General features: G+C 67.4%; 4 protein-coding genes and 1 pseudogene. 2 read left to right on the plus strand and 3 right to left on the minus strand.

The genetic code is table 11. The annotated features are described in order from the left end of the window. A partial coding sequence (locus ADK55_RS05650) for an RHS repeat domain-containing protein (RefSeq protein ID WP_420713594.1) occupies positions 1 to 4,508 on the minus strand: 4,508 nt, incomplete at its 3' end. 578 nt (positions 4,509 to 5,086) lie between these two features. Between ADK55_RS05650 and ADK55_RS05655 the strand changes: the two genes are divergently transcribed. Then, positions 5,087 to 8,209, plus strand: a complete 3,123-nt coding sequence (locus ADK55_RS05655) for a DNRLRE domain-containing protein (protein WP_053676347.1) — start codon at positions 5,087 to 5,089, stop codon at positions 8,207 to 8,209. 349 nt (positions 8,210 to 8,558) lie between these two features. Next, a pseudogene (locus ADK55_RS05660) lies at positions 8,559 to 8,783 on the plus strand (hypothetical protein); the annotation flags it as partial. 120 nt (positions 8,784 to 8,903) lie between these two features. Here ADK55_RS05660 and ADK55_RS05665 read toward each other — a convergent pair. Further along, positions 8,904 to 9,422 carry a GNAT family N-acetyltransferase gene (locus tag ADK55_RS05665; protein ID WP_234349909.1) on the minus strand — a complete coding sequence of 173 codons (519 nt, stop codon included), beginning with the start codon at positions 9,420 to 9,422 and terminating at the stop codon, positions 8,904 to 8,906. Then, on the minus strand, positions 9,419 to 10,556 hold a 1,138-nt coding region (locus ADK55_RS05670; RefSeq protein WP_234349910.1), incomplete at its 5' end, for an XRE family transcriptional regulator. The genes ADK55_RS05665 and ADK55_RS05670, both read right to left, overlap by 4 nt.

Below are 10,556 nucleotides of genomic sequence, written 5' to 3' on the forward strand. Positions count from 1 at the left end.
GTACAGAGCCGGCTCGGGGCGTTGCCGGGGGCGGGGGGCGGGACCTCGGACTGCGGGCGGGATTTGGGGGCGGCGGGGGACCGGGGCGGGGCGGGCATGCTCTGGGGCATGCCGTCGGCATCGTATCGAGTGACCAGCTTTTCGGCGGCCAGGCCTCCCGGGGTGGCCGGGAGGGTCCTGGATTGGACCTTGCCGGTGGGTGTGTAGGTGGTGCTGTAGGCGTATGAGCCTGCGAGTCCCTTGGTTCCGGCCACATCGGGGATCGTGATCTTGGAGCCGGTCGGCCGGTACTCTGCGTCGTAGCCGGTGACTTCGCTCTTGTATGCCGCTCCGCCCTCGTAACGCGTGGAGGAGACGGCAACTCCCTTGGCCCCGGGCAGGGTATCGAAGGCCCAGGAGGCGACCAGTGGCCCGTCCGCGGCGTTGTCGCGGAGTTCTGTCTGGCGTCCGAGTACGTCATAGGTGGCGTACTGGGCGCGGCCACTGGAGTCCTTCGACCAGGTTTGCTGGTCGAGGGAGTTGAATCCGAACTCCGTTCGGCCTGTGTCCGGGTCGACGGAGGCGGTCTCGCGTCCGCGGGCGTCGAATTCGTAGGACCACTTGTTGCCGGCCGGGTCGGTGACCGAGGTCAGCTGGCTCCGGTTGTCGTAGGCGTAGGTGGTTCTGTTCCAGGTGGTGAGGTCCGTGGACGTTGCGTGTTCGATGGCTGAGGGGCGGCCCAGCGGATCGGTCCAGGTCTTGGTGGCGCGGCTGCCCTTGAGGGGGCTTGTGCCGTCGACGGACATGGGCGAGCGGGTGAGGGTGTAATCACCGCCGTGCTGCACGACGGCTGAGTACTGAGGTACGTCCGCGAACAGTGTGGTCGTGCGGACTGCCCGGCCGAGGCCGTCGTAGGCCGTCTTGGTGGAGTTCGGGACGTGGAAGACGCTCTCCGGGACGAAGATCTGCTTTTCAGGCGAGCCCTCGGCGTGGTAGGCGTTGTTGGTCTGACGGGGGGTGCCGTTCGCGCTGTAGAGGGTGTCTGTGATCAGTCGGCCGCCGCCCAGTGCCTCGCTCTGGGTCTGGCGTGGGCGCAGCAGGCCGTCGTAGATCGTGAGGTTCTGCTTGTAGGTGCCATCGTCTTGCAAGGTGTGGCTGGTGACGACTGGGGGTTCGTGTTCCGCGATCTGGTAGGCGAAGGTGGACGCGGCCTTGTCGGTGCCCTGTTTGCGAGAGGGTGTCCAGACGGCTGAGATCCGGCCGAGTGGGTCGTAGGTCGTGCTCGTTTTGCGGCTGTTGGCGTCAGTGGTGTCCAGGACGCTGCCGCGGCCCGGGTCGAACGTGGCGGTCACCGTGTGCCCCAGGGCGTTGGTGACGGTTGTGGCGAACACCGCGCCACTTGCGGGGGTGTAGCTGACGCCGGTGGCGGTGCCGACGGCGTTGATGTTCTTGACGGGGCGGCCGAGACTGTCGAATTCGGTGCGTGTCTGGGTGATCCAGCCGGTACCCGCGCCGTCCAGGGAGTCGGTCTGTACTTCCAGCCCCTTGTCCGGTGTCGCGCCGAAGGCGTTCGGGGCGTCGAAGGAGGCGCGCTTGTCGGACAGGACTTGCGCGGTGGGTTCCTTGCTGCAGTCGCCGGCGGTGACGCGAGTGCGTTGAGGCAGGCCGACCAGGTTCTTGGCGATGTTGTGGACGTAGGTGACGGTTGTGCACTGTTGGTTCGTGGAGGTCCAGCCCGTACCGTTTGACGTCAGGACTTGCGACTCGGACGTCTTGGGGAGTCCGTAGGTCGTGTCGAAGGTACGTAGGGTGCGCTGCATCTGTGTGCGGCCGCCGCTGACGGCTTTGGTTGCCTCGGTGCGGGCCGTATCGGTCCGGAAGGCTTCCAGCGGGGTGGTGCCGTTGCGGGGCTGGGTGGCGGTTTTCTGTAGCCACGGCCAGTTCAGCGTTCGTGTGGAGACGTCGCCGTCGACCTTCGTGTAGGTGATCGTCTCTGCTGTCTGGCCTTGGAGTTGGAGGGCGTCTTCCCCGAGGTCCAGGGTGCCGGTGGAGTCCTTGATCGTGATTTTGGGGCGGCCGGCGTCGCCGGACATGCCGCGGAAGAAGCGGCTGCGGGTCTGGGACCGCTCGGTGGCGTCGGGCTTGCCCGTGTTGGCAGTGGTGCCTGTGTTGATGACGACGCTGGCGTAGCCGCGCCACTGGCTGTAGGTGCGCAGTTCGGGTTTGGAGAACTCGTCGGTGTCCTTGGCCCAGGCGGCGTCACCTTCGTAGGTGTAGCTGGTGGTGACGTCGGGTTGGCGGGAGACGCGGTCTTTCTCGGTGACCTTGTCGACGACGTACTTGTTGAACCATTCCAGCGGGGGCTTCTCCAACTCGCCGTCCGGAGACCAGTGGACGGGGAAGCAGCGGGTGGTGTTCTCCTCCGGCTTGGGGTGTGTGCCTCCCACTGGGCAGGGCGAGGAGTAGCCGACGGCTATCTCACCGCCGGTCTCGGTGCGGATGGTCTCCACGCGGAGGCGGTCGAAATCGGGAGTGGCGTCGTCGGGCCCGGTGGCGACGCGGTTGGGCATGTCCTTGACGTTGGCGAGGAAGGAGACGGGGGGGAGCGTGACGGATTCCGGGTTTCCGCTTGCGTCCTTGGTCGTGCCGTAGCCCGTGCGGGTGATCGATTCCAGCCACAGGGGAGGGCTGGTGTCGGTGCGCTGTCGGGGGAAGGACTGGGTCAGGGTCCAGCGGTCGACCAAGGACATGCCGGTGGAGCCGGCGGTGCGCTGCGCGGAGGTGGTGACTGCGGCCAGTCTCTTGCGCGTCCAGAACGATGGCGAGGTGACGTAGCAGTCCTTGGCGCCTGCCTTGCAGTTGAGCGTGGAGGGGGTGTCCCACCAGGGTTGCTTGTCGCCGTAGTTGTTGCCCTCGAACTCCGCGTCGGAGCACTCGGTGGTGCCTTCTTTGATGCAGCGTTCCGCGACGGTGAATTCGATCTTGGCGGCCGGGGCCCCGGAGAGGTTGTCGCTGCGCAGACCGTAGGTGATCCGGGTGGGGTACCCGGCCCGGTCGTATGAGGCCGGCTCCTTGTACTTGGAGTTCTTGGCGTAGCGGTTGGTCTCCTTGGCCCAGTCGATGATCATGGCGTTGCCGTGGACGTCCTCGACGTAGTCCGCGTTCCAACGCCAGGCCTGGTTACAGCCGGAAGCTCCGAAGGAGGCCTGGTAGCAGGGCTCGCCTGGATGGTTGCCGAAGACGGGGACTGTGAGTACGGAGTTGGTGACGGGGCGGCTGCCCGCACCGTCGAGGTCGTGGCGGCCGAAGAAGTAGCGGGTGCCGTCGCGGGTGGTGACTACCCAGTACTCGCCGTCCTTGGCGCCATTGGCGATGCTCGGGTCGGTCTTCCGTTCGACTTTGGAGCCGTCGTCGTTGGCGGGAACCCAGGCGCCTGTGGCGGTGTCGTGAACCAGCTCGGTGGTGGAGCCGCCCAGCGACATCACCACGCTGTCACCGGCCCAGCACAGGTCCCCCTTCTTCTTGTCCGCGGCATTGTCGTTGTTCGGCTTGACCTGGCCGGACTTGAGGTCGTCCGAGCAGGAGCGGTAGCGGCGCTCGATGAAGCCGGGCTCGTAGCCCCAGCCGTCACCGATCCACGAAGCCTGGCCGTTGGCCACCGACGTTCGCCCGTCGACCGCCTGCGAGGAATAGGCGAACCCGATCTTCGGGGCCGGCCCGGCCGGCGCCGCCGGCACCGTGAGGGGGTAGGACCAGGAGAAGCCGCCGCCGCTGCCGCCCGCACTCCAGGAACCGGACGGTGAGAGGGGAGCCGCTTTGTAGGTGCCGCCCGCACCGGATGCGGAGTCGGATGCCGCCAGGACCGTGGAGCCGCCGCTGCCGCCGGCCATGGTGCGCAGGCCCGGGCCGGGAGTGGTGGCCGGGTCGATGGTGGCACGCACGGTGCCGGCCGCGGCGTCGTTGGTGCTGGGAACATTGCGGGCGACGGAGCACTCGGGAAGGCTCGGCGTCTCAAGGAAGCACGCTGGAAACTGTTTGAGCTCCAGGCGGGTGGCCCACTCGGTGCCGTAGAGGTCCTTGAACTGCTTGTAGTCCAGTTGGACATCGACCGGCGTCGAGCCCTCGGCCGGCGGAGTGATCTTGATGAGCGCGCCGTCGACGTTCGCCGCCTCGGTCGCGGCGCGGTTCTCGACTCCCACGGTCCAGGTGCCGGACGGAGCGGGGGGCGTGGGGTTCTCCGGTGTGGGAGAAGCCTTGCCGATGCTGACGGGAAGGGTGCCCGCCTGCTTCAGCTGGTCACCGGAGAGTGGGACGGGGAAGCTGCCCGCCGCCGGAGGTGTGGTCTTCGATGGTTCGTAACCGGCTGGGGACTGGACGGGCGCCCCCTCCCAGCCATCGAGTTTGGCCGCTTCGATCTTGTCGAGTTTGGCCTTGATGTCCTGCTGGAGTCCGGGCAGTTGAACGCCGTCCCGGCCGTCCGGTGGTGCGGCCCATGCCTCTATCGGCAGGAGAGTTGCGATCAGCGCCACCGAGACGGTGATGCCGGTACGCCCGGCGAGACGTGCGCGTCTGGCGCGCCGCCTCCTGGTTCCGGGCAGGCGGAAATTATGCGCCGAGAACGGCGACATGTGGAACCCCCCACGCTCTGCCGACGACGTGAGACACACGTGTGGCAGGAAACTGGCAAATGTGTGCTGATTCTGCGGCCTGGGATGGCTGAAATCCATAGCCCACTATTCGGTGTGGAGTTTGTCACTCACCGATTGCGCAATTCGTTAACAAGCGGACAAAACGCCTTCTTCGAGTTGTTGCTGAGTATGACGTCAGCCACGCGATACGGCATGCTCAGCTCGCACATTTCCTGCGTGAACACCGGTCGGGGAGCCGGGAGTTCGCCCTGCCCGACATCGGGCCCAATTACCTTTGAGCACCCAGGGGCGATGGTTTTCGCGCACCCGAGGGGGGAGAAACTGTCGTGTCCGAAAGTGAAGCATCGGGCGGAGATCCGTCAGCCTCGACGGAAAAGCTGCCGCCTGATGCCACAGACGTTCCGCGCCGTTGGTTGCGGCAACGCCGAACCCTTGGGGGTATCGCCGCGCTGTTGGCGGTGGCGGTGGCGGTACCCGTCGGCCTGAGCCTGACCGAGGAGGACAACACACCCCCGGCGGGGGCCACACCCGAGTTCGATGCCGGCGCGCCCGTCACCGCGACCGAGGCCCGACTGCGGGCCGCCAAGAGTGGGAAGAACGTCGAGGTCACCACCGAGGCGACCGCCAACACCACCACATGGGCGCAGCCAGGCGGGACGTTCAAGCTTCGGGTTTCGAGTCAAGCCACCCGTGCCAAGGTCGGAAACACGTGGAAGCCGATAGACACCACGCTTCAGCGAGTCGCCGGCGGATTCGAGCCTAAGGCCGTCAACGGACGGTTGGTGTTCAGCGCCGGTACGAAGGCCCAGCCCGGCAGCGGTGGCGAGCGGGCCTCGCGTGGACTCTCGCGCGTGGCCTTGCTGCGCCCGACCGCGGTGAAGGCGGATGGGCCCGCTCCCGTGTGGAGCGAACTCGTGCGTTTGACCACGGACGGCCACGACATCGTGGTGTCCTGGCCCGGGCCTCTGCCCGAACCGGTGACCTCCGGCCCGCGAGCCCTGTACGAAAACGTGCGGCCGGGGATCGACTTGGTGATGACAGCTCAGGACAGCGGCTACACGCATGCCTTGGTCGTCAAGAACAAGCAGGCCGCCTCCGATCCGCTGCTTGGTCAGCTCAACTACCGACTCTCCTCGCCGGACCTGACGTTCCATCTGGATGAGGAGTCCCGGTCGGTGAGCGCCAGGGACGCTCAGGGCGTGGAGATCGCCGGTTCTCCCACCCCGTTCATGTGGGACTCGGCGGGCAAGGCGGCTGTCACCCAGGGTGAGCCCGAAGCGCAGCCCGTGCCGGAGGCCAAGGATCATCCCACGCTCGCTCTGTCCGGTCTCAACGGCGCGGAGGGCAACCACGCGAAGCCGGCCGTGGCCACGCTGTCGGCGGACAACGTGCTGACGGTGACGCCGAACGCGCGGCTGCTGGACGATGCTGACACCGTGTACCCGGTCTTCATCGACCCCTCCTTCAAGGGGAAGAAGCAGAACTGGAGCGCCTTCTACAAGACGGCGAGTACCACCAGCTTCTGGAACGGGCAGAACTACAACAGCGGCAGTGGCACCCCGGAGGCACGCGTCGGCTACGAGTCGACCACCGGTGGTACCTCCCGGGCCGCGTTCATCTTCGACTTCAGCTCCCAGATCCACCACTCCACGATCAGCTCGGCGAAACTGCGGATCCTCCAGACCTACTCGTGGGGCTGCACGGCCAGGCCCTTCGACGTCTACCTCACACCTCTGATCAACACCTCCAGCACCTGGAAGAACACGGACACCGCGGCGTTCTGGAACAAGCGGATCGCCAGCGCCACCACCGGGCACGGATACAACAGCTCCTGTCCCGATGCCTGGGTCGGAATCGACGTCAAGTCCGCGGTCGAGGAAGGCGCCCGCGCCGGCTGGCCGAACCTGACCCTGGGCGTGCGCTCCCCGAACGAGAGCGACCCGAACTTCTGGAAGAAGTTCCTGGCCAACGGCGAGAGCGCCCCGTACCTCGAGATCGACTACAGGAAGGCTCCCGACGAGCCCACCAAGGCCGGCATGAACACCGTCCCCGGTGGAGCGTGCGTGACCGACGCCCCGTTCAACAAGGTCGGCAAGTCCGACGTCAGGTTCGACGTTCAAGGCCGCGATGGCGACGGCAACCTCAAGCAGATTCAGTTGAAGATCTGGCGTGCCTCCGACAACAAGAGCGTCTTCGACCAATGGGTCTGGCCCGACTCGTCCGGTGTCGCCCACACCACGATCCCGTGGGAGTCGTTCGGGGCGAACACCACCTACTCGTGGTCCGCGACCGCCGGCGACCACGACGGAGCCCTCTCCGGCGTCGGCCCGGCCGGTACGGACAAGCCGTGCTCCTTCCTCGTCGACCACACCCAGCCCGTCAAACCGACGATCCGCTCCGAGGACTTCCCCGCTCCCGGCCCAGATGGCGCGGAATGGAGCAAGAACACTCTCGGCCCCGGAAAGATCACCGTGATCGCAGGCGGCACGAACCTCGCCGACATCCGCGAGATCCAATGGTCCCTGAACCGCTCCACCTACGACAAGAAGGCCGTCCCGGCCGCCGGGCAGGACAGCGTCACCGTAGACGTCAACCCCGACAACGCCGGCCCCAACCTCTTCTACGTACGAGTCGTCAACAAGGCGGGGAACCTCTCCGACCCGTTCATCCACACCTTCTACGTACGCCCCCGCCCCGGCGTCGACACCGCCGGTGATGTCACCGGCGACAGCAAAGCCGACATCCTCGCCATCGACACGGCAGGTGACCTGCGTGTCTACCCCGCCGACGCCACCGGCGACATCGACGCCTGGATGCCCGCCGCCACCGACGGAGGCAAGCCCGCACCCTCCGGCTACTGGAAAGACGCCGGCGGCAAAACCGCGCTGATCGCACACTCCAACGACTGGTATCCCGGCGACGGCATCACCGACCTCATCGCCCGCATGCCCGACGGAAAGTTGTACGTCTACCAGGGCGACGGCAACGGCCGTTTCGACATCAGCCGCCGCACCGAGATACTTCTCCCCGCCGGCGCACCCGACCCGGCCACTCTCAGCCAGATCGTCGTCGTTCCCGACATCGACGGAGACAAGACCGAGGACATCTTCGCCACCGTCGGAGACACCTTCTGGATCCTCACCGGCTACAGCGGCGCCACCATCACCGAAGCCCGCCAACTCTCCGCCACCAGCTGGACCAAACGCGACATCATCGACATCCGCGACATCACCGGCGACGGAATACCCGACCTCCTCTTCCGCGACGACTCCACCCCCGAACGCGGCCTCGCCCTGCGCCGCGGAAAGCCCGGCTCGAACGGCGGCGCCGACATCAACTCCCTCGCCCTCGCGGTCAACTCGGCTGACGGCAAGGACCTCACCTACGCCACCACCGGCTGGGACAGCACCACCTGGCCCCTCGTCCGCGGCACCCCCGACGTCACCGGCGACGGAATCCCCGACCTCTACCTCACCCGCAACGACGGCAACCTCCACCTCTACCGCGGAGGCCGCGACACCATCGGTATCGGCTCACGCGTCGACGAAGACGACTGGGCCACCACCCGCACCATCGGATAACAAGCCAGCCCCGCACTGTGCCCGGCCGAGGAACCCTCGGCCGGGCACAGTGCGGTCGTCCCGTACTCCGAACCCGTCCGACCCCTCTTTTGGACCTGCCGCTGTCGAGGAAATCGTGCGGCTGGTGCGCATCAGGATCTGCCCGCCAGCTGCAAACCGCGAGTGGGTGACCGCGCATGGGCATGCCGAGCCCGGTGTCGATTGATCCCTGAACCCCGTGCTCATCGTTGTCCCGCCGGGTGTAAAGACTGCGGCAGGAACGCAGAACCGGAAGCCGAAGCGGGAGGCGAGCGAGGTGCCGGACTCCGCGACCCGAGCGAGGCAAACAGGGCTGCGTCCCGGGCGGCTTGTTGTCGAGATCGACAAAGCCGATCCCCAGAACCCCACGGGGAACCGGTTCACCGGAAAGCGCTTCGAGAAAGCGCTGAACGTCACGCTCAACTCGGTGGTGTTCCGCTCCTCCGGCCAGGACTTGACCACCGCCGGCACCTACATCGAGATGACCTCCCGACTCACCGAACCCGTCCTCCTGGGCCTTGCGATCCTCGCCGTCCGAAACCGCGTCAAACGCTGAAACGAGGCCCAACCTGCTCCAACGGCCAACTGAACCGGGTCAGGGCCGTTGGAGCCGAGAGGTCTGGCAGGGATGATGAAGGGCCGGACCATATCCTGGGTTCTAGCGGCCGTCGTTGCTTCAGTCGCGCAGGTCGCGGAGCATGACCGCGTACAGGGGTGAGTCGGCGAAGGGCCGGCGTTCGCCCACCTTGCGGTATTGCCATGTCTCGTAGAGGGCTTGGACGCGGGGGTGGGTGGTGTCCACCAGGAGGACCGCGAGGGCCTCGTCTCTGTCCGTGAGCAGGGCTTCGTGTAGGCGTTGCGCTATGCCTGTCTTGCGCCACTTGGTGCGGATCATGAGTTCGGAGACGGCGAATGTGCTGCTCGGGTCGGGTGCCGTATCGAGGCTCTCGCGCCACCATTCGCGGCCCGGATTCGAGGGGGCGCCGTAGGCGAACCCGATGGGTTGGTCTCCGTCGTGGGCGATGACGCAGGCGAATTCGGGGTTGCCGCCCCAGTGGTCGACGAACCATTCGAACCGTTGGTTGAACTCGTCTTCCATCTGGTCGGCGTACGCGTCGGCGTGGACGTCCAGGAGGGTTTGACGGATGTCGGCGAGGTCGTGGTGGCCGTGGCGGGTCAGACGGACGTCGCTCATGCGGTGCGGCTCCATTCGGTGCGGTGGCGATCGGCCCACTCGCGGGCCTCGGTCGTGGACGGTGCGGTGCTGATCAGGTCCCGGTGGAAGTCTCCGAGCAGGGTCCGCATGCGGCCGGGCAGGGGTGCGCCCCGCATCAGCCGGAACGCGTCCTCGGTGGTGGCACATGCCTGCCCGATGTCGCCTTGGTGGAGTTGGGCGAGGGCGAGTCGGGAGGTGGCCAGGGCTCGGTTGCGGCGGAACGGCACGGGGAGCACGGACAGGGCCCGGTGGGAGGCGGCTTCCGATTCGGCCGCGTCGCCGAGTCGGTCGCGGACGATCGCGGTCAGGGCGTGAAGTTCGGCGGGCCCGTAGAAGGCGATCCAACTGGGGCGCGCTTCGCCGTGGGCCTTGCCGAGGGCTTCGCCGGCTTGACCTAGGGAGCGGAGCGCGGGTTGCCGGGCACGGCGGTTGGCGTGGCTGACGGCGGTGCGGGCGTGGGCGAGGGAGGCGTAGAGGGGGTCGCGGCGGCACGCGGTGGTGCTCTGCGCGGCCTGGGCGGCGGCGACGGCGCCGGTGTGGCGGCCGCGCTGGTGGGCGAGCATCGCGGTCGAGTTCCACACCCGCATCGCGGCCTCTGAGTCCTTGGCCATGCCGGCGAGTTGCAACGCGACCTTGAGATGCTCCTCCGCCTGGTCGAGCCGGCGGGCGTCGATGCACGACCACGCGGCGGTCGCGGTGTAGTTCGCGGCGAGGGAGAACAACCGCAGGCGCACCCGGTCGGTCGCGCCGCGTTGTTGCAGGGCGAGCCCGTCCCGCGCCCCGGCCAGCGCGGCGCGTTCCAGCGTGGTGCTGCCGCCCTGTGCGTCGTCCGCGGCCATCAGGGTGTCCAGCCCGTTGCGCAGGCGGATCACGTCGGCGCTGCCGACGCTGTGGCGAGTACCGGCGAGTGGGGCCGCCGCGGCGGCGATCCCGGTGATGAGGGTGCGGCGCAACATGGGAGTCTCCTGATCGTGCTCGGCCTCAGTGGAGTGGTGGCCTCGGGGCACGAACCCTAGATCGCGGGCGGCCACGCCCGTGACGGTCTCCAGGGCCCGGCGTAACCGGGCCTGCGGCCAACGGCTCTCGCCGGACAACCACCGGAACACGGTGCGT

Origin of the sequence: Streptomyces sp. WM4235 (assembly GCF_001279725.1) — a bacterium.
Lineage (GTDB): Bacteria > Actinomycetota > Actinomycetes > Streptomycetales > Streptomycetaceae > Streptomyces.

What these genes read in the sequence shown, in the direction of transcription:
- ADK55_RS05665 (WP_234349909.1), bottom strand. Translation starts at nt 9,422, where the DNA reads ATGAGCGACGTCCGTCTGACCCGCCACGGCCACCACGACCTCGCCGAC.